We start from the raw sequence: 24,272 nt of genomic DNA on the forward strand, positions 1-24,272 counted from the left end.
GGGCGGCGTCTTGCTTTATCCCACCAGTAGCGGGCACGCCTGGAGCTTCATGAATCATGATGCTGAAAGGGGGCTGCTCAGCAAACGAATGGCGGCAATGGTGCGTGCGATAGGCGTTCCTGCAGCATGCGATTTTCGTGATTGACCTGTACCAACTGGGCCTCGACGCGCGACTGCTCCGCAGTTGAGTGCTCTAGTTGCGCCCGCAAGCTCTTGAGCTCTGAATCACGCTGCTGGCGCAACGTCGCCTCTTCAAAGCGGCGACGCTCTTCTTCCTGCAGCAACTTACGCTGCTCTGCCGTCTGAGCATCAAGACGCTCGATGCGTTTCTCGAGCTGTTCTTGGCGACGACGATGCTGCTTGTCGAGTTCATGCTTCTCGAGGCGTGCATCATCGAGCATCTTCATCAAGCGCGTCTCACTCGCCTCATGGCGCGACTCTTCCTGCACCAGTCGTTCTTTCCATTCAACATCCTGATCTTGCAGCGCCTGCTGATGTCGCTCGTTATCGTGCTCACGCGAGCGTTCCAGCGCTGTGGCATCTTCCTGCGCCAGCGTCAGACGCTTTTCTAACTTTTCCTGGTGTTGCTGCCAGTGCTCCCGCTCGTGAGTCAGGGTTGCAAGTGCTTGTACTCGTTCTTCAAGCCGCGCCTGCACCTGCGCCAGTTGCTCCGATAAAGCACTCAGTCGCTGCTCAGCATCTTCCGCGCGGCGCTGCGATTGGGCCTCAGATTCGCGGGCAGCACTCGTCTGCTTGTCCGCTTCATGTCGGTAGTGGACAAGGCTCTCATTTGCCAGACCTTGAGCTTCCTTCCACACCACCGCGAGTGTCTCGGTCAAGCTATCCGGCATTGCCTGACTCAAGGGCTCATCACGCTTTTCCGCACGTCGCTGACGCCACTCGCGTAAATGATCGCTGATGGTAGTGAAGCTGCCCGTGCCGAGCACCTCACGAATTTTCTGCACGCTTGGGGCTTCGCCCCGCGCCATCAGTGACTCGATGGCTCGTTGTACATCCTCGTACTGGACGCCAGTGCGCGCCATGGGAATCTCCGTCCATATTCTGAAGTAAATGCTTAACGGCCATTACGCCATGAAGCGATGTCGACTACCACCTTAATAGCACCAGAATCGTGCGATATCGCGCCATGAGGCTACTTTATGCATTCCCCAGGACGACCAATGACCAGATGGCGTTGCCGCTTGAGTCAATCATACCGTGTTGATGGTGCAGGATAAAGATAATTACGTTATACGTAATATGTAATTTACGATACGAAAGCGAATATAAATTCATGATTACGCGCCTTATCTTGAATAATTATGAGTACAACAGCACAATAAACACAGGGATAGCACGCGGTAGGCGAAAGGGGCTCTTATTGCCTGAAAACAAGGGTCTACACGCCTCGATATGAGCTTCAACTACAGGAATCGCCACCCATATGGTGTATGAAGCAGCAGATAACAGTGGAGCTGGTGGTATCAACACGCTGATAAATCATCTCGAAGGCGAGCTACAGAAAACGGAAGCCACGAGCGCGCGCTCGGCATCATCTCAGCCCACGCTAATTCGGGCGCGTACAGATATAGAAGCGGTGGCTGCCTGGCTTGCCGAATACCTCCACAGCGCGCAAACACTGCGCGCGTACCGCAAGGAAGCAGAGCGTCTGCTGTTATGGCTGAAGGCGGAGGGCGAGCTGGGCCGAGAAGCGACGTTATCGAGTCTGGATCGCGCGCGACTGGAACAATTTGAATCCTTTCTGGCAGACCCACGTCCTGCACAGCGCTGGATTGGCAGCGTGCGCGCCCGAAAACATCCCGAATGGCGTCCCTTTCGAGGGCCGTTGGCGCCAGCGAGCCGACGACAGAGCCTGGTAATTCTTCAGGGGCTGTATAGCTGGTTGGTCGAGGCAGGTTATCTGAGTCGCAACCCTTTCCGCCTGATGCGTGATAAACGTCGTCTGGACAATCGCACTCAGCACGTTGAGCGTTACCTGGAGCGGCCACTCTGGGACTGGCTGTGGGAGCGTATCGAGCAGCAATGCATGGCCTCAGCGATACAGCCAAGCGGTGATAGTACAGCCGCATCAATCATGGAGCGCCGCCAACATTTCGTGGCAGAGCGTCAGCGCTTTCTGTTTGCATTCGCCTACCTCATGGCGCCTCGTATTGCCGAGATGGCAGCGGCGCGCATGGGTGATATATCACTGCGAGAAGGGCAGTGGTGGTGGCGTGTCATTGGCAAAGGCGCCAAGCTGGCCGAAATTCCCCTGCCGCCACCGATGCTTGAGGCCTTGAGTCGCTGGCGTCGCGTTCGTGGCATGAGTGATCAACCGCAGGCATTGGCAGATGATGAGCGCATGCCACTGATACCACGCCTGGATGGCACGACTCCATTAGGGGATAACCAGCTCTATCGATTGATCAAGCAGACGTTTGCCCAAGCAGCTGGAGACATGCGGGCACGCGCCGAGCAGCCCGGCGATGCCAGCGAGCTGATGGCGCGTAGCCTCGAGAAGGCCAGTCCGCACTGGTTGCGCCACACCGCCATTACCCATCAGGCGCAAGCGGGCGTGGAGCTGCGCTTTTTATCACGCTCCGCACGGCATTCACGCCTTGATACGACATCTCGCTATCTGCATGCCGAAGATTCGGAATGGCAGGAGCAGATGGCGCGGCATTCATTAGGGGCACGTTCGCAAGCGACTGATGATCACGACATCTAAGCGCCGTGCGCCACGCGAATTGGCGCGTTATCATGGGATGATTACACGTTACGTACCGTGCGTTATCCGCATCACCAGACAAGATGGAGTCAGCATGAGCGAGGCCCAGCAGGCGCAAGCGGAACTGGTCGAGGAATTCAGCTTTTTCGACAACTGGATGGACCGCTATCAGTACATCATCGACATGGGCAAGGCACTGCCGGTTTATCCGGAAGAACTGAAGGGGCCGCACACCAAGATTGACGGCTGTCAGTCCAATGTCTGGATTCATCCTGAGGTAAAAGGCGAGGGAAGTGAGCAACGTCTACACTTCCAAGCCACTTCTGACGCAGCCATCGTCGCCGGCCTGATTGCGGTGGTGATGCGTATCTACAATGACCGCACACCACAAGAAATTGTCGCAACTCAGCCGACTTTCCTCGCGGAGCTTGGTCTGGACAAGCACTTGTCGCCGACGCGCTCCAATGGATTACACGCCATGCTCAAGCGCATCTATGGTGTCGCAGAACTGCATGCCAAGGCGTAATGGTTGATTGTTGAACCACGACTAGATTCATGATCAAAACGCCCGCGATCACTAACCTTGAAAAGGGTCGGTGATCACGGGCGTTTTTTTGACTTGAGCAAACGATAAGAGAATCTCTTTCCACGCTCCTCAGCGTCAACGATGCTCCTTGACCTCCAAGACATGGGTCATGGCCTGATGCTGGCCATCCCATACATAGCGCAGGTGTGGCCCCTGGATGGGAATGCTGACCGCCGGCGGGCGCAGAATGGCAGCACATTCAGCCTCCTGATCGATACTGGCATTGCGTACGCTCGGATACAGCAACCCCCAGCTACCGCTTTCTCGCAACTGTGCGGCAAATGCCTGCCCAGTCGGATAGCTATTCATATCGGCGAGGCACAACGCGTCATATCCCTGACGAATATCATGTAATACTTGAGTGACCTGATTTACATAACTACGCATGGTCATTTCCTGACTCGGTTGCGTGGTATCACTCAGAAAGCGCGCCATATGAAAGCGTGTTTCCGCAATCGCCGTATCCAGCGTACTGGCGCAGTAATAGACGCCAAAGCTGCCATCAGTAAAGCGTGATGCACGACCGATATGCGTAAAGGCTGCCATTACCGGCGTCGAGCCAGGCCCACTGATACGGTCTTCTGAGGCAACACGCGAAAGTTCTCCTGCCTCTTCACGCAGGCGATCGTTGGTCATGGCTTCGATGACGAATGCCATCTCCAACTCCTCAGGCTCGAGGATGTCCTCAAAAACCGAGATAGGCGGGAAAGCACTCGAGATTACACGCCAAGCGCTTTGCCATTGTGGCAAGGTAAGCGGTGGTGGCGTGCTTACCATGGAGGACTTCATCCGCGCACACCATCGAGATAACGGCGGGTATCCGCCAGTGACACCACTTGGCCAGCCAGCATGTAATCCAACGCACTACGACCATTGAAGGGCGCAGCACGGTTAGCACGGCGCACCCATTCATGGGCCATTTCTGGCGTATTGCTGAACAGGATCCGTAGCGCCTTGTGAATCCCCATCACATAGGAGATACGCTCCAAGGTGTCATTGGGCAGACGTACTTCCGGTAGCTTGCGATATTTATGGAAGGTCGTTGTGCCGATCCCCCCCAACAGCACTCGCTGATCGGCAGCACTACATTGCCACTTCTCCATGATATTGAAGAAGGACTTGAGTGCCACTCGGCCTACATTGGGGTTAGTAGGGGAAACACGATCAATGGCGGTAGCGGTGGACATGGGGAGCCTCCTGAAGCTAATAATCTACACATGTGTAGATTATCACAAATTCACTTCACCTGCGTAGTGGCATCTATTGGCCATGAGGGACTCGACACTACTGAATGACGGCTTGGTGATACGCAGCGGCTATGACACATCATTTTCGGAGGAGGTATCGCGCAACACAGGAGTACCATCACGACGATCAGCACAAGAATGATCAATACAGGAGCGTTCGGAGCTTGCCGACACCGAGCCGCTGCGTGGAGGCACCAGATCAACGCCGCCGGACCCACCTAATGGATGACAGCGCGATAATCGCTTGAGGGTCAGCCAGCAACCTTTCAAAGGGCCATGCACCTTGATGGCCTCTAGCCCATAACTTGAGCAACTGGGATAGAAACGGCATCGCGGACCCAGCAAAGGGCTGATGATCAGCTGATAGCCGCGCAACATGCCGACCAGTACAGCAGACATTGCACTGGCCAGTCGGCGCCGTAGCGGGTGTTGAGGATCAGGGCTAGCCATATGATTCACTTACCATACAGATCTGCGGGATCGATCAGCGGAGCATCGGTAATCGTGGCGCCCTCGGCATCCAACTGCCAGTAGAAGCAGCTCTTGCGGCCGGTGTGGCAGGCAGGGCCAGTCTGATCGACCTTGACCAGCAAGGTATCGCCATCGCAATCAAGATGTGTGCTCACCAGCAGCTGTTGCTGTCCCGAGCTTTCCCCCTTGCGCCATAGCTTGCTGCGCGAACGCGAGAAATAGCAGACGCGACCACTGGTCAGCGTTTCGTGCAATGCCTCTGCATTCATCCATGCCATCATCAGGACTTCACCGCTGTCATGCTGCTGAGCAATGGCGGGGATCAGGCCATCCGCATTCCAGGGCAGGGCACTGAGCAACGTATCCAGCGCGAGCTTTTCGCCGACGTCTGCATTTTCCAGCGATTTCAGCAGTCCATCCTGTGCCATCCGGAAAGGTCCTTGCAGTAGTTAGGTAATAGATAAAGACAGGGCAGATCGATTATCGACGCTGGCCGCGCGTACTGCGCCAGACCAGTGATACCAGATAGGCGATGCCCGCGACCAGCACGATAGTGGCGCCAGCAGGCAGATCGAACTGCCATGAAATCGCCAGACCGCCAGTCGTGAACGCCATCGCCGCCAGACTTGCGACCACGATCATCATGCCCAGTGAACGAGCATGATGGCCCGCCAAGGCAGCAGGTAATGATAACAGTGCCAGTACCATGATCAGACCGACGGCCTGCAATAGCAGCACGACGGTAATGGCGACCAGTACCAGCAGCAATAAATAGAGCGACTTGACCGGCACCCCGCGCAGACGCGCGAATTCTTCATCGAAAATGACGGCGGTGAGCGGCCGGTGTACAACCAGCAATACCAGCGCAAGCCCTCCGACCACCCAGGCCAGCATGCTGATGGCTTCTGCTGGTACCAGCAACAGATTGCCGAACAGATAGCTCATCAGATCAACCTTGTAGCCCGGCGTTTGACTGATGAAGAGTATGCCAGTCGCCATGCCTATCGCCCACAGCGCACCAATGACGGTGTCTTCCTGATCAAAGCCCTTGAGGCTGATGTAGCCGATCAGGAGCGCAGCGAGAATGGCGCTGACGAAGGCACCCATCAATGGGTTGGCGCCGAGAAAGTAGGCGATACCCATGCCGGCGAGTACCGTGTGTGCAATGCCGCCGGCAAGATAGCCGATACGACGCACCACGACATAGGGCCCGACCAATCCGGCCGCGATACTGGCCAATAGTCCGGTGAACAGGGCATTTTGCAGGAAGTCCTGACTGCCCAGAGCGGTAATGAAGTTCATGCGAATCGGGCCTTGAGCTCGCGAGAATGAGCCATGGATAAAATGAAAGGTGAATGACGCTGCTCAGTGATGATGGTGAATCATGTGGACGTGGTCACCATAGAGCTTCTCAATGGAATCAGCGGTCAGCGCCTCGGTATCATGAATAACCATCTGACGATTGAGACAGGCGACGCGATCGACATAATCACTGATAAAGCCGAGATCGTGGCTGATCACGACCACGCTCATGCGATTGGCCAGGCGATGAAACAACTCGAAAAGAGAGCGCTCGCCGTCACTATCGACACTTGCCGTTGGCTCGTCCAGCAACAAAAGGCGCGGCTCAGCGGCAAGCGCACGCGCAATCAGTACACGCTGTAACTGTCCGCCGGACAGTGCATCGATATGCCGACGACGCAGATGACTGATGTCGACTTCCTCAAGTACGGCTTCGATCGCTTCACGATCAGCACGCGGCCAAGGGCCCCAGTGGCGTGAACGCCCCTGACGGCCCATCAACACGACATCTTCGACGCGAATGGGAAAGCGCTTCACGAAATTGGCGAACTGCGGCACATAGCCGATATGGCGCGCGGCAGCACTAGGCGATTTACCTAGCACCTGCACGCATCCTGACACTGGCTTCAACAAGCCCAGCACCAGCTTCAGCAACGTGCTTTTTCCACCACCGTTAGGACCAATGAGCCCGACGATTTCACGCGCACCCACCTGAAAATCGACGCTATCAAGAATGACCTGTTCGCCATAGCGAAAGGTCACGCCGCGAATATCAATGGCATCGGGCACATCGGGAGGCACTGGGCGGAATACCGGCCCTACGCTACGACCTGTCACCGGAATATCCGACTGACTGTCCGCCTTAATCACGCGGGCGGAGGAGGGGATGGCCATGAAGAGGGTAACCTCAGATCAATGCACAGGCGGACGCTTACGCGCCCGCCTGTCTGGTGTAACAGATGGCTAACCACAAACATTGCGTGGCCAGCGCGATAATTATCCGATCAATTCTCTAATCGGCCATCGTCTCAATTACTGACTATCAGTCAGCTCGAAGCCTTTGCGCAATGCTATGGAAGCCTGACGCAGATTCTCGGGATAGTCTTCGGCCAATGGGTCTAGCACAGCAACCTTGGCATTCAATGAACTAGCGATACGCTTGGCAGCAGTTTGGGAGAATTGACCTGACACGAAGATGGTGCCGATCTTTTCGCTTTTCGCCCGCGCTATCACCTGCGCCATCTCACGTGGTGTCGGCTCACGACCACTAGTCTCGATAGCATGCTGCACTAGCTGATAACGATCAGAGAAGTAGCCAAAGCTTGGGTGGAAGATCATGAAATTACGCCCTTGATACGGAGCGAGCTGCTGACTGATTTCGCTGTCGAGCGCATCAAGGGATGCCAGCAATTGCTGCTCATTGGCCTGAATATCGCTGGCATGCTCTGGAATATGGGCTTCCAGGACATCTGACGTGCGCTCGATCATCTTCATCATGCGCTCCGGATCCAGCCATAGGTGAGGATCAGCTTCACCCTGGTCTTCCCCATGATCATCGTGACCCGCGTGTGCCGCGTGTGCCTCGTGATCTTCGTGCTCATCATGATTGGTATGATCTTCGTGCTCGTCATGATCGGCGTGATCTTCGTGCTCATCATGATTGGCGTGGTCATCATGGTGGTGAGCCTCGCCCGCACCGAAGAAGCGTGTCTTGAGACCTGCCTCGAGATGTACGACCTGCATTTCAGGTTGGTTCTGCTCAAGGCGCGGCAACCATACCTGCTCGAACGGCACGCCAATCGCAAGGTAGAGCGGCACGCTGGACAGTGCTGCAACCTGACGAGGCGTGGGATCATAGGTATCGGGGCTATTGCCAGGCGTCACCAGCGTGGTGATATCAACAAAGTCACCGGCCAGTTGGTCAACCATCCAATGCAGCGGCGGAATACTGACCGCCACCTTGAGCGGCTGCTCATCCGTCTGAGCCATTGCCCAGGGAGCAGACAGTGCAGCTAGCCCCCCCAACAACGCAGTGGTCAGGCGTAGCCGCAAGGTTGGACGCAGGGTCCGACGAAGAGTGCGGCCATTGAAATGGCCGGCATTACGAAGGGCATGGCCCGCATGCAGTGTCATGAAACAACTTCCTCTTGAGATCACGACATCATGCGGGCGCTGTGTATCGATCAAGACCGATACATTATTGCCTCACTCAGCCGCGATTGAATGTTAGACGCTGACCATTGGCTACCGGAGCGACGGTCTTACCGTCGTAAGCCTTGATACCGTTGACGAAGGTGGCATCGATGCGCGCCTTGAACGTCACGCCATCGAAGGGGCTCCAGCCACACTTGTAGAGCACGTTGTCGCGAGTCACGCGAGTTTCGCCATTCAGGTCGACCAATACGAGATCGGCAAAAGCACCTTCGCGAATATAGCCGCGGTCAACGATGGAGAAGCGCTCTGCCACGTTATGACTCGTCTTCTGCACCAGGGTCTCCAGGTCATAAACACCGTCCTTGACCTGATCGAGCAGCGACAGCAGGGCATGCTGAACTAGCGGCAGACCGGAAGGGGCCTTGAAATATGGGTTCTGCTTTTCTTCCCAGGTATGCGGCGCGTGATCAGTGGCGATGATATCGATACGACCATCCATCACGGCAGCGCGCAGTGCAGCACGATCGGCCTGGGTCTTTACGGCCGGATTGCACTTGATCAGGCTGCCACGCTCGTCATAGTCGACATCACTGAACCACAGGTGATGTGCACAGACTTCAGCGGTAATCTGTTTACCCTTCATGGGGCCCGGCGTAAACAGCGCCATTTCTTCCGCGGTCGTCAGGTGCAATACGTGAAGCTGGGTGTCATTGCGTGTCGCCAGATCAATCGCCAAACGTGAACTTTTGATACAGGCTTCGCGTGAACGGATCCGTCCATGCTCGGAGAAGGGCACGTCTTCACCGAAGCGCTCACGCCAGCGTGCTTCGTTTTCCAGAATCATCGGCGTATCTTCGCAATGCGTGACGATGGGCGTCGGCGCATGCTTGAAGATACCTTCCAGAATATCTGGATCATCAACCAACATGTTGCCGGTAGAGGCCCCCATGAAGATCTTGATGCCGCAGGTCTGGTTGGGATCAAGCGTCTTGATTGCTTCCAGATTGTCGTTGCTGGCACCCAGATAGAACGCATGATTGGCGTGCGCACGTCCGGCGGCAACGGCGAACTTGGCTTCCAGTGCGGCGCTATCCAGCGTAGCCGGTTTGACATTGGGCATATCAAAGAAGGTGGTAATGCCTCCCGCCACGGCGGCGGCTGATTCGGTGGCAATATTGCCCTTGGCGGTCAGCCCGGGCTCACGAAAATGTACCTGATCATCAATCATGCCCGGCAGCAGATGGCGTCCCTTGGCATCAATGACTTCACGCGCATCCAGATGAGACAGATCGCTACCGATGTCATGGATACGTCCGTTCTTGATGCCCACATCCAGAGTGGAAATGGTGCCTTCATTGACGACTTGTGCCTGTGAGATGCGGATGTCCAGCATGTGACGTCCTCCGTGGTGATCAAATGTTATAACGTATCAAAATTGTCCGCAAGGGCCTGTTCAGTGTGCAGAAGATTCCACTGAGGTGAGCCCTTGGGCAATACACTCGCCGCAACGCCCTTCCAGTTCTACCGTTTGCCGCTCAATCGTGAAGCCATGTGCGCTGGCACTGGCAGCCAACCGTGAACCGAGATCATCATCATGCATTTCTTCAACTCGCCCACAGCCGCGGCAGATCAATAATTGAAAGCCGTGCTGATGCTCTGGGCAGTGGCAAGCCAGATAGGCATTGAGTGATTCGATACGGTGGACAAGCCCCTGAGCAATCAGGAAGTCCAGTGCACGGTAAATCGTGGGGGGGCGTGCTGCGCCATGTTCCTTGGCGAGCTGATCAAGCAAGTCGTAGGCTTTGAGTGCGCCATGGCTGGCCGCAATCAATTCCAGTACGCGTCGCCGAATCGGAGTAAAGCGCGCACCTCTCGCCAGACATTGACGTTCTGCCTGGTCGATCAGCGAAAATTGCTCGGGCATGAAGAATCCTGAGTGTCGGGAGGGCAGCACACACAGTGGCAGCATTAGGTGCTGTCAGTGGTCTGCCTGAATGACCAGAGCCTTATTCTAGGCAAATTGCCCTCGCTGAGCCACATGCAAGACATAGGGATCCTGTTACTGGAACGTTAAATGATACTATTTCGCGCACCAAAGGATATGTTATAACATCTCATTATTGATATTTGTCATGGTCAATCAAAGGAGCCCTTCATGCTGTGTCGCGAGCTATACACATCAACGCTACCGCCATTCTCAAAGGATCAGCCACCACCTGGCTCCCTCGCTGGAGATGCTGATGCCCCAAGACATTGGCACCTCGGCCATCAAGCACTGGATCTGGGCGAGATCTTTCGTCCGGAGATCACGCTTGCTGTCATGCAGCGACGCATTGATGCTGCACTCAAGCTGGCCGTCCAAGCGCAGTTATATGGCTCCTATCCGCTGAACATACGATGGCGCGGACCTATCAGCGAGATATGCCATATGCTGGAACGCTATCTACCTGCACCTGAGGCGGGAGAGGCGATCATTGGCGATATCAGCCTGCTGGGGGCTGCCATGGGGGAGCTCTTCGAGGTCGATGACGTCGGCTTGCGCCTGGAAGTCACACAGCGAGCCATGTGCCCACGTTTTCATGTCGACAAGATCCCTGTACGCATGGTGACCACGTATCAAGGGCCTGGAACGCAGTGGCTACCAGAGGAGGCGGCAGACCGATTGGCACTGGGGCATGGCCAATACGGGCACCAGGATGTCTGTATCAACCCTGAGCAGATTCGAGAGTTGCGTCTCGGTAGTCTGGCATTGCTCAAGGGAGAGTGCTGGCCGGGCAATGAGGGGCGAGGGCTTATTCACCGCTCGCCAGTCGTGCCGAACGGCAAACGTATGATGCTAAGTCTCGACCCGGGCTAACGCACCGGTCTCGCTGAACGCAAAACACCCCGCCGAGGCGGGGTGTTTTGCGTTTTCTCTACACCAGGCAATGCTGGCAACGAAGCACTCAGTCAGCGATTGGTGCCATACCCACATTCGCCACGTCTTCCTTGCTGCGTGCAAAGTGCTTGCGTGCAAAGGCAACGCGCTCTGCCACCGGCACACCATCTGGCTGACGTTCGATCAGTTCAAGTCGCTTGCGCAGACCTTCCCCATTGGCCATCTGAATGGCCAGGCCCGGACGGGCATTCAGCTCCAATAGCATCGGACCATGTCGGCGATCCAGCACCATATCAGTACCGAGATAACCAAGACCGGTCATCTCATAGCAACCAGAGGCAAGCACCAACAGGGTCTCCCACTGTGGCACCTTGAGTGAGAAGATGTCATGCCCGGTATCAGGATGCGCAAACTGCGGGCGATCGTACTGAACGCCGCGCACAGCCCAGCCAGTCCCGATATCCAACCCGACACCGACAGCACCTTGGTGGAGGTTAGCTTTGCCGTCTGATGCCGATGTCGACAGGCGCATCATCGCCATGACTGGGTAACCCTTGAAGACGATGACACGGATGTCTGGCACGCCTTCATAGGTGAACTCGGCAAAAGCCTGATCGAAGGAAATTAGTCCTTCGACCAGCGCCACATCAGGCGAACCACCCAGTGAATACAGCCCTGACAGGATGTTAGAGACATGACGCTCCATATCGGCACGATTAATCCGAACGCCACTCGGTTTTACGTACTCTTCGCCATCATGATGCTCGATGACAAGAATACCCTTACCGCCAGAGCCTTTAGCCGGCTTGATCACAAAGCCAGTACTCTCGCGCACCATATCGACGACACCTCTGACCTCGAACTGGCTGGTCACAGTGCCGATCAATTCAGGGGAGGCGAGTCCATGCTCCTGACACAGCAGCTTGGTCTGCAGTTTGTCATCAACCAACGGGTAGAGCCGACGGTCGTTGTACTTCGATATATAACCAATGTTACGGCGATTCATGCCGACTACGCCCTTGTCACGCAGCAAGCCTGGCGTGGTCCAGTTACGTGACCAGCGATTTATCCATGACGAGAGCATATCAATCCTCCGTCAGTGGCTTGAAACGACGCAGTTCCAGCAGACGATAGCCGGTGTAATTGCCGAGCAGCAGTATAAAGGCCATCAGTACCAGTTGCAGACCAAGGAAGTTGAAGGTGAGGTGGCGCACCCACGGATTATTCATCGCCAGATAGGCAAGTACTGCAGTCAACAGGCTACCGCCACCTTGCTTGAGCACTTCCTTGGGACCTTCTTCTTCCCACAGGATCGACATGCGTTCAACAGTCCAGGACAGGATGATCATCGGGAAGAAGGTGATGGTCAGGCCCGCATTCAGACCGAAGCGATATGCCAAGACAGAGAAGATGGAGATGATCGCAATCACCATGATGATAACCACCGAAACCCTTGCGACTAACAGTAAGTTAAGTCGCGATAGATAACTGCGAATCACCAGGCCGGTCGCCACAATCAACAGGAAGCCGATCAAGCCAGTGATAAGGCTGGTCTGAATGAAGGCGAGGGCGATCAGTACTGGCATGAAGGTACCCGAGGTCTTCAGACCTACCAGTACACGCAGTAGCACTACGACCAGCGCGCCAATCGGGATCAGCAGGATCGTCTTGAAAAGCGCCTGTTCTTCCAGCGGCAGCGAGTGGATAGAGAAGTTGAGCAACTCATCATTCGCCAGCTTGTTACGCACGGCAACAGCAGCCGGCTCATTGTGGCGAATCATCGAGAAACTGACGCGTGAGTTCACGCCGCCTTCGACTTCCAGCATTGGTGCGCCGCGACCTTCCCATAGCAATAGATTATCCGGCTCACCCTGCTTGCCGGTTTCAGGATTGATCAGTACCCAGTCGGTATTGATGTCTTCGGCATCGGCTGAATCAAGATCAACGGTTTGACCGTTCTCCGGTGTTTCAGCAAATACCTGCAGCCAGAAACTGACATTCTGGCGACGGCGTCCATCTTCCAGGCTTAAGCCACTGACGAGGCGGGCGCTGACGCCGGCTTCGTTGAGCAAGCGCAGCATCAGATCCGGGCGGTCGAATTGGGTCAGCAACAGGCGTCCATTCTCACCCTGACGCTGGCCATCAAACTGTTTGATCAGCTCACGGGCAAAGGTAAAGGAGTCAGCGCTCTTGGCGCGAGCCTGATCGATGACCTGTGCAGCCGCCGTATCATAAGGACGCTCCCACGAGACTTCCTGCGGTGCCGGCAAGCGCTTGATGGCGGCAGGTGTGGAATTGTCAGACTCAAGCATGGTGACGGTGTAATACAGCAGCTGGGAGCCAGCAGCCTCACGGATAGACCACTCGGCACGGCGGCCTGGCAGGTCATCCAGATAGGAGAGTCCGAAACCTGACGATGCCGTGTTTTCCGTCAAGACACTGTAGCCCTTCTGGTTTTCAGGCAGTGCTAGAGACGCCTTTACCGGGCCACCGGTGGCGGTAAAGGTCACCTGTGCCTCGATATCCCACACTTTTTGCTGCGCACCAGGCACCCAGGGTACATCGAACGAGATATGGCGATAGGCCGTCAATCCCACTCCAATCAGCATCAACAGACTGACAAGTAGGTAAAAAGCAAAACGCGACATGGGAGTCCTTGAGATATTTTATGCAATTGACATGACCCGGAAAATGATCAAGTCATGTCAGTAGGGATAATCAGCATCAATAGCAGCGGGGCGTTACTTAGTCCCGGTTACCTTCATTCGGGTCCTGATCCTTGGCCGCATCTGCGCTCGGGGCGCTACCCGAGAATTCAGGACGGGGATTGATGAAGGTACGGCTAATATCGACAGCCGCAATATCCATCATGAAGCGACGGCCCAACAACACAGGGTATGTCAGATCACGACGATCATTCAGCGTGAATTCTACCCGCTGCTTTATATCGCCCAATGTCATCAGCATGCTGACAACAGGACGCTCTTCACGACCCGCTGCCTGAACGATGGTGACGGTTCTACTGACCTTGGCTTCAACCCACTTGTCACGTACGTCGGCGACGAAATACTTGGCATCATCGCGTAGCGCAAGCTTGAACTTGACCCACTTGTCACCATCACGCTCGAACTCGGTAATTTCGCGTGCGGAGAGAGATGAGGTATTTGCGCCCGTATCAATACGCGCCTTGAAGTAGCTACCAATCGCGGGGAATCCAACCCACTCGACACGGCCCAGTAACGTCTTGTCCATGATCGGGTTATCAGACGCAGCCTTGCAGGCTTGTACCGTCTGTGGCGCTGCCGGTTTTTCCATCTCGGCGTGCATGCGGCGCAACTGGCTACCGACTTCACGAACATCGCGACGAAGTGAGCTATTCAGCGCCTGTTGTTCTGTCAGTTGCTGCTTCTGAGCATCACATTGACTGGCAAGTTGTCCCTGCAGTGCATCCATACGTTGTGAGAATGCGGCAGGCGTCAATACCGGTTTCTGAGGCTGAGGTTGTGCCGGAACGCAGCCAGCCATTACGACGGCGCTAGTCAAAGTAATAGGCAGCAGCAGCTTGCGGATCAGCATAGTGAAGGAGGTCCCTGTTCAGCCTTGCTACCGACCTGCGCCTGGCGCGGCCGGCATGCACAATTCTTGTTCATCGATAACTCAGCACAGAAACACGCCTACCTATCGATGCCTGGATGTTCCCTGTGTACCTTTACCCCGTAGTACAAAGGTGCACAGGAGGCCGATCATACGTAGGCCTAATGGTCACTGTCCATGTTTCAGGGCGCGCGCTGAACCGCCAAGACATGATTCGACATTGCGTGATCAGTTTTTGTCGCTGTGCGATGACAACGATCTGTGATGCCCGTATGAAAGGGCGCTGCGCTTGTGACCATTCGGAATTCCTGCCGTTCTCGCTTCAATGGTGTCTCAACACGGTGACGCAGCGAGTGGGGATTTCGATACCAAGCGCTGTGGGCACTTTGACACTTTCTTTCTAGGCTTGCACATTCTCACCACAGCCTTTGCGCATTTATCAGGGTCATGCCCAACCCGCCTTGATAGACAAAGATTCATCTGAGAACGTCACGATGCGCCTAAAACGCGTGTTTGACTGACGTCATGTACCGACATGAGGCAGACACCGATAATAAAGAGAACAAGTAGAACGAAGAAGGCACTCATGATTGCCAAAGCAGGAAGTGCTGACTGTGGGTAGAGAAGGAATCATCCAATTTAACATAATATATATTATGCGAACTAACCTGGAGTGACGCTCAACGCTGCTGCTCTGCATGATTTTTGCTTTCGATACCAATGCTGCATAATCTTTGTCTATAGGCTGAACAATTTTTCTGCCCACATGACAAACCTGTCATTCCGCGTGAGAAATTTCCTGCGACTGCGATAGGTACTTCCCCTGTTCGAGGGTGGCTACAACATCAGGAGACAGATATTGAAGATTCATCTACCCACAGGCCTCAAGGCAGGCCTGCTACTGATGACTGCAGGCCTGCTTGCTGCGTGTAGTGGCCCGCAGATCGAAGATTATGCTGATAGCGGTCCGGAGCTCAGAATCGACGACTACTTCGTGGGCCACACACGTGGCTGGGGTATGGTCCAGGACTATAACGGTACAGTGACTCGACGCTTTGTAGTCGATATCACCGGCACAAAAGATGGCAACAAGCTGATTCTCGACGAGGATTTCGTCTATGCCGATGGTGAAACCCAGAATCGGCGCTGGACCTTCACGCCAGCGGGAGACCGACAATGGACAGGGACTGCCGTTGATGTCATGGGCCTGGCAACAGCGGCCAGCAGCGGGAATGCCTTCCACATGAGCTACGTGTTACAGGTGCCCATTGATGATAGCCACTGGGAGTTCAGTATGGATGACTGGATGTACCTGCAACCCGGCGAACGCATCATCAACCGCACCTCAATGCGTAAGCTTGGTATCGAAGCTGCAAGTATCACCCTCGCCTTCCAGCGCTGCCCCTGCGAGCCTGGTACGCCAAGCACGACCGAGATAACAGCAAAGCCCCCGCAATGAATTAGCCTTTTATCGCCGTTTTAATGTTAGTCAGCCATTCTTGGTAACTGTCTGTCGGTGGCACTGGTTGACCGAACGCAAACCCCTGTACCTGATCAAACCCCAGATCTTCAAGCACCTGCTGCTGGCGAGCATGCTCAACACCCACGGCAATCGCTTCGAGGCCCAATACATGCAGTGCGGCTGTCCATGCCTTGAGTAGGCGCGCCTGACGCGGGTCTGTCTGTAGCTGAGCAATCCAGCGCGGATGAAGTTTGACGCTTTTGGCTGGCAACAGACTCAACAGTCGCAAGCTGTCATTCTCTGGGCCAAACCTATCAATGCAAAATGAAATGCCTTCGCTAATTAGCACTTTCATGGCTGCCACCAGGGATTCAGGTGACTCCATGAAATCCTCAGTACCGCTGATATCAAGCTGTAACTGCTGTCCTTTTATTCTATAAAGCCTCAAGACACGGCGCATGGCATCCACATAATCGACTTCCAGTAATCGAGTCGCTGCGATATTGAGTGATAACGGCAACTGAACGGTACTGAATTCTTCATCTGAGCCTTGCCACTGGCTCAACAAGGCACATGCCTGACGTAGCACCCAGATATCCAGCTCTTCGGTTAGCCCGGCATGGCTTGCTATCCGCAACATCTGGTATGGCGTTACCCAACGATCCTGTTCCTTCCAACGAAGCAAGACTTCCTGACCACTAAGCGCCAGGGTGCCGCACTTGAACATGGGCTGTATATGCACACTCAGCTCGTTGTCGCGTAGCGCCTGGGCAAAACGATTATTGAGCTGGATACGCAACTGCAGACTCGATGTCAGATCCGCGACCTGAATATCCTTCTGCAGTGGCGCCCAGTCGCTGGCGTTATGTAGCTCTTCCTCGAGTATTTCAATCAATTCATGTGCTGTGGTCGCACCAGGCACAAGGCTCGCCGAACAGATCAATAGCGTGGGCCGCACAGTGGCAGATAGATGCAGCAGCCAAGGCTGATCAACAAAGCGTGACCAGCGCATGCCGCTGACTGCTTGCTTCTGGGGTAACAGAACCATCAGCGTATCGTGATTCAGTCGTCCCTTGAGCATCTCGTTACTATCAAAGTTTTCATTGAGCTGAGTCGAGAGTGACTGCAAGACTCCGTCCACGAAGTCGCTACCCTTCTGCTTGCGCCAGCGCTCGCTGCCCTGAACCTTGATCAGTATGACCTGTAGCGTTTGATCAGATGCGTACTCATCAAGCCAACTGGAAAGCTTCTGGAGATAACGACGGCGAACGCTATAACCGGTAATGGGGTCAATACTGGCTTGCAGCGTGGCGCGTGCTCGCTCAGCCAGCAACGCATCACGCTGAATGAGCTCATTCTCGACCAGTGCCGCACAACGTTCGAGCCGATCGAGCTGTGCTTCACTGAGCTGGCGTGGCTTGTGATCGATCAGGCAAAGGGTACCCAGTGGCAAGCCGCTGCTGTCACGCAGCACTGCACCCGCATAGAAGCGGACATGAGGCGGTCCAGTGACGAGTGCATTATCGTAGAAGCGTTCATCTTTACTCGCATCATTGACGACGAAGAAACGTTCTTCATGCAGAGCATGCGCGCAAAATGCGATATCTCGGCCCGTTTCACGTGCATCCAGCCCACAATGAGCCTTGAACCACTGCCGATCTTCATCCACCAGCGATACCAGGCAAATGGGGACATCGAAGATATCTGCCACTAAGCGCGTCAGGTCGTCGTAACGCTTTTCGTGATTACTATCAAGCACCTGGAGAGAGTGCAGGCTGCAGATGCGCTCCTGCTCACGTGGGTGGGGTGCGGCCGGCCTGAAGCCGGGACGGCCTCCCGGAGCTAGCGATGCTTCTGAGATAGGATCTGCCATCGGCTGCGGCCTCAAGGACATAAATCGAAAGAAATATGACACATGCAAATATGAGCATGTTTATGCCACTTTAAGCATGGCATATCTATTACCGTAAGCACTTACAGGGTTGATAGCCAGTTGTTATATCGCATGATTGACTATCATGCGGATACTATTTCTTGTAACAAAAACACATGACGCCTCGCAGCATATGCTGCGAGGCGTCATGTGGAACTAAACTTCTAACATTGCAACATCCAACACTAGCCTATCGCGATCTATCAGGCTTCGGCAGGAGCGTAGGAGCCATCTTCGCGATGGTTTTCCTTGCCGGTAAGACCTGGCGTGAAGACACAGGCCAGATGCATGGTCTTGGTAGCGCGCAGCAAATGATCGTCGTGCTTGTCTAGAATATAAACATCGCCCGGCTTGATTGGCCAGATTTTGCCATCAGAGAGGGTTTCTACCTCGCCCTCACCTTCCATGCAATACACCACTTCATAGTGATGCTTGTAGTGGATATGAGTCTCGGTACCTTCGAAGATACGCGTAATGTGGAAGGAGCATTTTCCACCATCTTCGTCCAACAACAGGCGCGTGCTGTCCCAGTTGCCATTTTCAGCTTTCACCAGACGCTCTGTCTTACGAGATTCTTCGAGATTACGAACGATCATGTAGTTCTCCTTTGTATGCTGCCAATAACCGGCAGCTGACTAGGCGACACGCAGGATGGCACCACGATAACCAGAAAGTGCGCGAACGTCCTGCCTTACTTGAACTGAAGACACGGCTTGTTACTTAAGAACGGCAGCCGCATTTTCTTCGATGATGTCGAGCGCTTCCAGCAGGTCTTCATCACGAATGGTCAGCGGGCACAGACATTTGACGACCTGACCTGAGTGACCACTGGTCTCGATGATCAAGCCCTGCTCGAAGCAACGGCTGGTAATGGCATCAGCCAGCTCACCACTGCGCACATCGATACCACGCATCAGGCCACGACCTTTCTCGTGAGCTTCGAAGCCGTTTTCACGTGCCTTGGCGGCAATCTTCTGGAAGCGCTCTTCGACAATACGGCCCTTGCGCAAAATATCACGCTCAAACTTGTCATCACTCCAGAAGTGGCGCAGTGCAGCGGCGCCCGTCACGAAGGCCAGTGCGTGACCACGGAAGGTGCCGTTGTACTGACTCGGTTTCCACTGATCGAGCTCAGGGCGCATCAGTACCATCGCAAACGGCACACCAGAGGCGGACAGTGACTTGGAGTTACACACCATGTCGGGCACGATATTGGCGTGCTCGAAACTAAAGAACTTACCGGTACGCCCACAGCCTGCTTGGATATCATCGATGATCAGCAGGATCTTGTGTTCTCTGCACAATGCATCGAGACGTTGCAGCCATTCGATGGAGGCTGGGTTGATACCACCCTCGCCTTGCACCGTTTCCACCAGTACTGCTGCCGGACGATCCAGGCCGCTTGAAGAATCCTTGAGCAGCTTGTCCAGGTAAGCAACAGTGTCGATACCCTCGCCCATGTAACCATCGAACGGTACGAACTGAGCACCCTGTGCCGGCAAACCAGCGGCATCACGGAACTTGGCATTACCCGTGGTAGCAAGTGCCCCCATGGTCACGCCGTGGAAGCCATTGGTGAACGATACGATGTTATGACGACCGGAAATCTTGCGTGCCAAGCGAATGGCAGCCTCAATGGCGTTAGTGCCTGTCGGCCCCGGGAAGTGAACTTTATAGTCCAGTCCACGTGGCTTGAGAATGACTTCATCAAGAGCTTCAAGGAAATCGCGCTTGGCAGCAGTCCACATATCAAGACCGTGGATGATGCCATCACTGCTGATATAGTCGATTAGCGCTTTCTTGAGAACCGGATGATTGTGGCCGTAATTCAACACACCAGCACCGGCGAGAAAATCGATGTAACGCTTGCCATCCTCGGTGAATAGGTAGGCATTCTGCGCTTTGGTGAATACTGTCGGGAAGGAACGCGAATAAGTGCGCACTTCGGATTCCATCTGTTCGAGAATCTGCGTGTTCATGCTATCACCTCCCTGGTGAGGAATATCCATCACTCGCCCACTACATCGAAGCGTCTTCACTATTCAAAGAATACTTCACGCTGCAGGAACATCGAGTGGGAAATCCCATGGGTATCGAAAAGAAATCTGACGCTTATCACTATCATTCTTGGCGTACAGCAACCTTCTTGTCACTGCTACGCATCGGCGGCTTTCTCGCGTGATGCCCCTCATACATTGACCCAGGCATCGTGACTACGCGAAAAGAGCGCCCTTGGCACTTAAAGGTCGTTCGGAAGAAACGGCCCGATACGTACCAGATTCTCTGGCAGATGCTCTCCACCCAGTTGGTCGGTAGAGAAGTACTCGCGTGAGTTCAGCGGTACCTGCCAGCGCTCCGAGAGACGAGTGAATAGCGCCCACGATGCTTCATTATCAGGGGTGATGGTGGTTTCCAGATGACGCACATGCGCCATTTCCGGGCGTTTCATCACGGCCTCTATCAAACGACGAGCCAACCCTGTGCCACGAGCCTTCTCACCTACGGCAATCTGCCACAGGAAGAATGTCTGGGGGGCATCATTGCGGGTATAGCCTGAGACGAAGCCAACAACCTCACCCTCTTCATCTGTTGCAACCGCACAGCTATCGCGAAACTGTGTCGCGAGTAACAGGTACGAATACCCTGAATTGAGGTCCAGCGGCGGGCATGCCTTTACCAGCTCATAAATGCCCCAGCCATCATCTGTTGTTGGCTGTCTGATGAACAACGGCTTTGTGGTGCGGTTGATCACGGCATCGTGCGTATGGTGGGCCAAGCCCTGAATCGTGGAAGTCATTGTCATAGTTTTCATTTGATGTTTCGCAGTTGGCGAATTCGCCGTAAACCATAACAAATGATTATAGAACTTGCAAACCATAAGTTATTCTCACGCAGCACATGGATAACAGGAGATTATCCAAAGAGCGTTCAGGATGCATGCAGAAAAGTGGGGGGATCAGGACCAGGAAGTGGCATCGCCGTCTTGGGTGCGCAGGAACGCACACGGCGCCCCGGTGAGGCGCCGTGCAATGAAGCAAAGAGAAGCTAGAGAGCCCTGATAGCAAGACGCTCTATCCTAATGAGGGAGCCACGCACGCTTAGTTGCGAGGCTTCAATGCAGGGCTGCTTGTCGAAACCGCCTCACGACGCTTTTTTGCCGTGGCAACTATCTGACCTAATTCATCATGTCGGCTAAATTGAACCGCACAGTTACGGCCCTCATTCTTGGCGGCATACAGCGCCATATCGGCATTGTGAGATAGTTGCTCGCGATCCTGGCCATGCTGGGGGGCAATGGCGATGCCGACACTGCACCCGACTTCCAGCTTGTATTCCTCGTAGAGGAACGGCTTGCCAATGCTATCAATGATGCGTTGGGCGAGCTGGGCCAATTCTCCATGGCGCCCAAGATTTGCCTGAATATTGGCATTATGTACCAGTACCACGAATTCATCGCCGCCCAGGCGCGCGACAAAGTCGCTCTTGCGAATAACCTTCGTCAGACGCTCCGAAATAACCTTGAGCGCCACATCACCCGCAGCGTGGCCGTGAGTATCATTAATGGGCTTGAACTTGTCGATATCGAGCATCAGGCACGCGAGCTGCCCGCCGTTCTCATCAACCTCCTTGAGGAAATGATTGATACGCTCATAGAAGTGCTGACGATTCGGCAAGCCAGTGAGAGAGTCATGCATGGCGAGCTGAGTGATACGCTTTTTATAGTTGTTGCTTTCAATGATGTTGTATTTGAATTTCTGGAGCGCACGCGCCATCTGTCCAACTTCATTGGGACGCTGAGTCCCATCGATCACCACACTGACATCATCTTCAGCCAACGTATTCATGGTGCTAGTGAGACGACGGATAGGTGACAGAACATAGCGAGCAAAGAGCCACATGGAAATACTGATCAGCACGAGAATCATCACCAACGCCAAACCATTGACGATGGGTGCCAGAGAGGACAGTAGCTTCAAGGTCTTGCCGACAGCAGTAGAGGTGTGGTTGATACGTCGCGTGGTTTGATGATCCAGTGATTCCAATCCGGCTAATGCCGGTGTGTCATTGATCTTGACGCGCGCATCCAATGCACGCGAAGACATGCCTGATGTGCTCGCATGCAGTCGACTAATCATCGCCAGTCGATCACTGTAAGACTGCACCACGCCGGCGATATCTCGAATCGCACGTTGCTCTGCCTGATTTAGGCCCAGTGCCCGATAATCGGCCAGTGTCTGGCGCAACCGCCGGATGTCCTGGTCGGTTTGCTGACCATAGATGGCGTCGCCGCGTAGCACATAATTCTTGAAATGGTGAATCATGGCGCCATAACCCATGTTGCGACGTAGATTGGCCGTCAGCCGTGCCTTGCCTGCCCCCGTATCAGTAAGATCATCGGTATTGTGTACTTCAGCTTCAGCAATCTTACGCAGTGTATTCAAGCCACTGACTGCGAGGTAATCGTCCACCTTGACCTGTTTGTCGATGGCGCCTGCGGTTTCCCCCCGTGCCTGCATGTCACGTACCTTGGTCACCATCTCTTCATAGCGACTCAGTGTTTGACGCAGTCCCGTGATGGCCATTTCTTCTTCCTGGCTCAAGCCAAGGTTCTGGTACCGCAGCAAGGCGCTGCGTGTTGCACCTATCTGGCGCTGAATCTCTGCGACTAGCGAGTCATCCTCACGAAGTATCAAATTCTTGAAATCGTGGATCATGCCCCCGTAACCCAGAGACCTGGTGATCTGGCTTTCCAGCCGAGCCTTGTCCGAACGGGCCTGCTGATATTCCTGCCAGTCATGCTCAAGCCCGGTGACATTGCGCGTAATAAAAGCCAGCACCGTCAATAACACCAGTCCTGCCAGTGCCGATAGCACGCAGATCATGATATTGATGGTACGAAAACGAAGATTGGCCAGCTTCATGAGTGATGCTCTCTTGGCTTGAGATGTCGATGAAATAGGGCTCCAGACAGCAGCACAGCGAGCCTACAGCAAGAATATTTGATCAAGATACCAGAAAAACTAATACCTCATGCGTATAGGTGCTAGTACTTGCTGCTTCTAAATAACGCTGCCGCTCGTTACTTGGATGTTCTGATACACCATAAAGACAAAGACCCCCGCATGGAGTGGCCAATGCGGGGGTCTTTATGACTCTTGAAGAGCTAGCGAGCCATGACTATCAAACCTAGCTCGCTAGACAAAGAATCAGTTGTAGTAAGCGTTGGTGGTATCAGTGTGGTCTGTTACGTCACGCACACCGGTCAGTTCCGGAATACGCTCCATCAGTGTCTTCTCAACGCCATCCTTGAGGGTCAGATCAACCGCAGAACACCCTTGGCAACCACCACCGAACTGCAAGATTGCCACTTGCTCTTCGGTCAGCTGCACCAGCTTGATCTCGCCACCGTGGGCTGCAAGCCCTGGGTTGATCTCGCTATAAAGAAGGTAGTTGATACGATCTTCCAGCGGACTATCAGCATTGACCTTGGGCATCTTGGCATTGGGTGCCTTGATAGTCAGCTGACCGCCCATTCGATCGGCATTGAAGTCGACAGTGGCTTCTTCAAGGAAGGCGATGCTGTTCTTGTCGAGATAGACCTTGAGCTTGGGAAGTGCCAGCACCTCATCGGTCGGCTCTTCTTCGCCCGGACGGCAGTATGCCAGGCAGGTCTCGGCGTAGGGCGTGCCCGGCTGAGTAATGAAAATACGCACACCAATGCCTTCGACGCTCTGCTTCTCGAGCAGCTCTGCCAAGTACTCTTGGGCGCTATCGGTAATCTGGATGCTCTCACTCATGGCGCAGAGACTCTCTCGATGTCAGGTGACTAATAGCCTCATGTTAAGGAAAAGCTAGCGCGCTCGCAATCCTGAGCAATTCACTCGGGATTATCTTGGCGCCTCCCGGCTAGAAATCC

23 protein-coding genes are annotated in these 24,272 nt (G+C 54.4%); 4 read left to right on the top strand and 19 right to left on the bottom strand.

Features of this window, described 5'->3' with window-relative positions:
- Positions 1-77: 77 nt before the first annotated feature.
- Positions 78-1,043, bottom strand: coding sequence for a DNA-binding protein (locus tag CFN46_RS14245; protein WP_024950497.1), 966 nt, complete (start codon positions 1,041-1,043; stop codon positions 78-80).
- 401 nt (positions 1,044-1,444) lie between these two features.
- Between CFN46_RS14245 and CFN46_RS14250 the strand changes: the two genes are divergently transcribed.
- Both CFN46_RS14250 and CFN46_RS14255 read left to right on the top strand, forming a co-directional pair.
- Entirely contained in the window at positions 1,445-2,728 is a 1,284-nt protein-coding gene (locus tag CFN46_RS14250; RefSeq protein ID WP_024950496.1) for a site-specific integrase, read from the top strand.
- A 94-nt stretch (positions 2,729-2,822) separates the two neighbouring features.
- Entirely contained in the window at positions 2,823-3,254 is a 432-nt protein-coding gene (locus CFN46_RS14255) for a SufE family protein (protein WP_024950495.1), read from the top strand.
- A gap of 135 nt (positions 3,255-3,389) precedes the next feature.
- Here CFN46_RS14255 and CFN46_RS14260 read toward each other — a convergent pair whose 3' ends face one another.
- The 9 genes from CFN46_RS14260 to CFN46_RS14300 all read right to left on the bottom strand — a co-directional run bounded on the left by CFN46_RS14260 (position 3,390) and on the right by CFN46_RS14300 (position 10,412).
- Positions 3,390-3,971 carry an RES family NAD+ phosphorylase gene (locus tag CFN46_RS14260; protein WP_248623578.1) on the bottom strand — a complete coding sequence of 194 codons (582 nt, stop codon included), beginning with the start codon at positions 3,969-3,971 and terminating at the stop codon, positions 3,390-3,392.
- A 128-nt stretch (positions 3,972-4,099) separates the two neighbouring features.
- Positions 4,100-4,501, bottom strand: a complete 402-nt coding sequence (locus CFN46_RS14265) for an MbcA/ParS/Xre antitoxin family protein (protein WP_024950493.1) — start codon at positions 4,499-4,501, stop codon at positions 4,100-4,102.
- A 129-nt stretch (positions 4,502-4,630) separates the two neighbouring features.
- Positions 4,631-5,011: a membrane protein insertion efficiency factor YidD gene (gene yidD / locus CFN46_RS14270; protein WP_246116547.1), complete on the bottom strand. Its 381-nt coding sequence runs from the start codon at positions 5,009-5,011 to the stop codon at positions 4,631-4,633.
- 5 nt (positions 5,012-5,016) lie between these two features.
- A complete protein-coding gene (hisI, locus tag CFN46_RS14275) occupies positions 5,017-5,460 on the bottom strand; it encodes a phosphoribosyl-AMP cyclohydrolase (protein WP_035158371.1) in 444 nt (147 codons plus the stop codon).
- A 52-nt stretch (positions 5,461-5,512) separates the two neighbouring features.
- Positions 5,513-6,334, bottom strand: coding sequence for a metal ABC transporter permease (locus tag CFN46_RS14280; protein ID WP_024950490.1), 822 nt, complete (start codon positions 6,332-6,334; stop codon positions 5,513-5,515).
- 63 nt (positions 6,335-6,397) lie between these two features.
- Positions 6,398-7,228, bottom strand: coding sequence for a metal ABC transporter ATP-binding protein (locus CFN46_RS14285; protein ID WP_088743862.1), 831 nt, complete (start codon positions 7,226-7,228; stop codon positions 6,398-6,400).
- 138 nt (positions 7,229-7,366) lie between these two features.
- Positions 7,367-8,467, bottom strand: coding sequence for a metal ABC transporter solute-binding protein, Zn/Mn family (locus CFN46_RS14290; RefSeq protein ID WP_024950488.1), 1,101 nt, complete (start codon positions 8,465-8,467; stop codon positions 7,367-7,369).
- A gap of 76 nt (positions 8,468-8,543) precedes the next feature.
- Positions 8,544-9,881 carry a dihydroorotase gene (locus CFN46_RS14295; RefSeq protein WP_088743863.1) on the bottom strand — a complete coding sequence of 446 codons (1,338 nt, stop codon included), beginning with the start codon at positions 9,879-9,881 and terminating at the stop codon, positions 8,544-8,546.
- Between the two features lie 60 nt (positions 9,882-9,941).
- Entirely contained in the window at positions 9,942-10,412 is a 471-nt protein-coding gene (locus CFN46_RS14300; RefSeq protein WP_088743864.1) for a Fur family transcriptional regulator, read from the bottom strand.
- A gap of 231 nt (positions 10,413-10,643) precedes the next feature.
- Here CFN46_RS14300 and CFN46_RS14305 point away from each other — a divergent pair, with 231 nt between their 5' ends.
- A complete protein-coding gene (locus CFN46_RS14305) occupies positions 10,644-11,345 on the top strand; it encodes a DUF1826 domain-containing protein (protein WP_088743865.1) in 702 nt (233 codons plus the stop codon).
- Between the two features lie 88 nt (positions 11,346-11,433).
- On the opposite strand, the gene CFN46_RS14310 is transcribed toward CFN46_RS14305, so the two are convergent.
- The 3 genes from CFN46_RS14310 to CFN46_RS14320 form a co-directional block, all read right to left on the bottom strand.
- The gene (locus CFN46_RS14310) at positions 11,434-12,450 is read right to left on the bottom strand and encodes an alpha-L-glutamate ligase-like protein (protein ID WP_088743866.1); all 1,017 of its coding nucleotides are present in this window, start codon (positions 12,448-12,450) and stop codon (positions 11,434-11,436) included.
- A gap of 1 nt (position 12,451) precedes the next feature.
- Complete coding sequence (locus CFN46_RS14315) at positions 12,452-14,014, bottom strand: inactive transglutaminase family protein (protein ID WP_024950483.1); 1,563 nt, start codon at positions 14,012-14,014, stop codon at positions 12,452-12,454.
- Between the two features lie 97 nt (positions 14,015-14,111).
- A complete protein-coding gene (locus CFN46_RS14320; protein WP_088743867.1) occupies positions 14,112-14,942 on the bottom strand; it encodes an ATP-dependent zinc protease in 831 nt (276 codons plus the stop codon).
- 877 nt (positions 14,943-15,819) lie between these two features.
- On the opposite strand from CFN46_RS14320, the gene CFN46_RS14325 reads away from it, so the two are divergent.
- Positions 15,820-16,419 carry a DUF3833 domain-containing protein gene (locus CFN46_RS14325; RefSeq protein WP_024950481.1) on the top strand — a complete coding sequence of 200 codons (600 nt, stop codon included), beginning with the start codon at positions 15,820-15,822 and terminating at the stop codon, positions 16,417-16,419.
- Between the two features lies 1 nt (position 16,420).
- On the opposite strand, the gene CFN46_RS14330 is transcribed toward CFN46_RS14325, so the two are convergent.
- From CFN46_RS14330 to nfuA, 6 genes are all read right to left on the bottom strand, one after another.
- The gene (locus tag CFN46_RS14330) at positions 16,421-18,295 is read right to left on the bottom strand and encodes an EAL domain-containing protein (RefSeq protein ID WP_176426482.1); all 1,875 of its coding nucleotides are present in this window, start codon (positions 18,293-18,295) and stop codon (positions 16,421-16,423) included.
- 263 nt (positions 18,296-18,558) lie between these two features.
- Positions 18,559-18,951 (bottom strand): ectoine synthase, encoded by a 393-nt coding sequence (locus CFN46_RS14335; protein WP_024952621.1) that lies wholly within the window; start codon positions 18,949-18,951, stop codon positions 18,559-18,561.
- A gap of 120 nt (positions 18,952-19,071) precedes the next feature.
- Positions 19,072-20,334, bottom strand: coding sequence for a diaminobutyrate--2-oxoglutarate transaminase (gene ectB, locus CFN46_RS14340; protein WP_088743869.1), 1,263 nt, complete (start codon positions 20,332-20,334; stop codon positions 19,072-19,074).
- 260 nt (positions 20,335-20,594) lie between these two features.
- Positions 20,595-21,152 carry a diaminobutyrate acetyltransferase gene (gene ectA / locus CFN46_RS14345; protein WP_084488111.1) on the bottom strand — a complete coding sequence of 186 codons (558 nt, stop codon included), beginning with the start codon at positions 21,150-21,152 and terminating at the stop codon, positions 20,595-20,597.
- 301 nt (positions 21,153-21,453) lie between these two features.
- Positions 21,454-23,277 (bottom strand): sensor domain-containing diguanylate cyclase, encoded by a 1,824-nt coding sequence (locus CFN46_RS14350; protein ID WP_088743870.1) that lies wholly within the window; start codon positions 23,275-23,277, stop codon positions 21,454-21,456.
- Positions 23,278-23,562: 285 nt separating this feature from the next.
- Positions 23,563-24,153, bottom strand: coding sequence for a Fe-S biogenesis protein NfuA (nfuA, locus tag CFN46_RS14355; RefSeq protein ID WP_024952624.1), 591 nt, complete (start codon positions 24,151-24,153; stop codon positions 23,563-23,565).
- Positions 24,154-24,272 lie beyond the last annotated feature (119 nt).

It is taken from the genome of Cobetia sp. QF-1 (assembly GCF_002213105.1).
In the GTDB taxonomy this organism is placed as follows: Bacteria; Pseudomonadota; Gammaproteobacteria; order Pseudomonadales; family Halomonadaceae; genus Cobetia; species Cobetia crustatorum.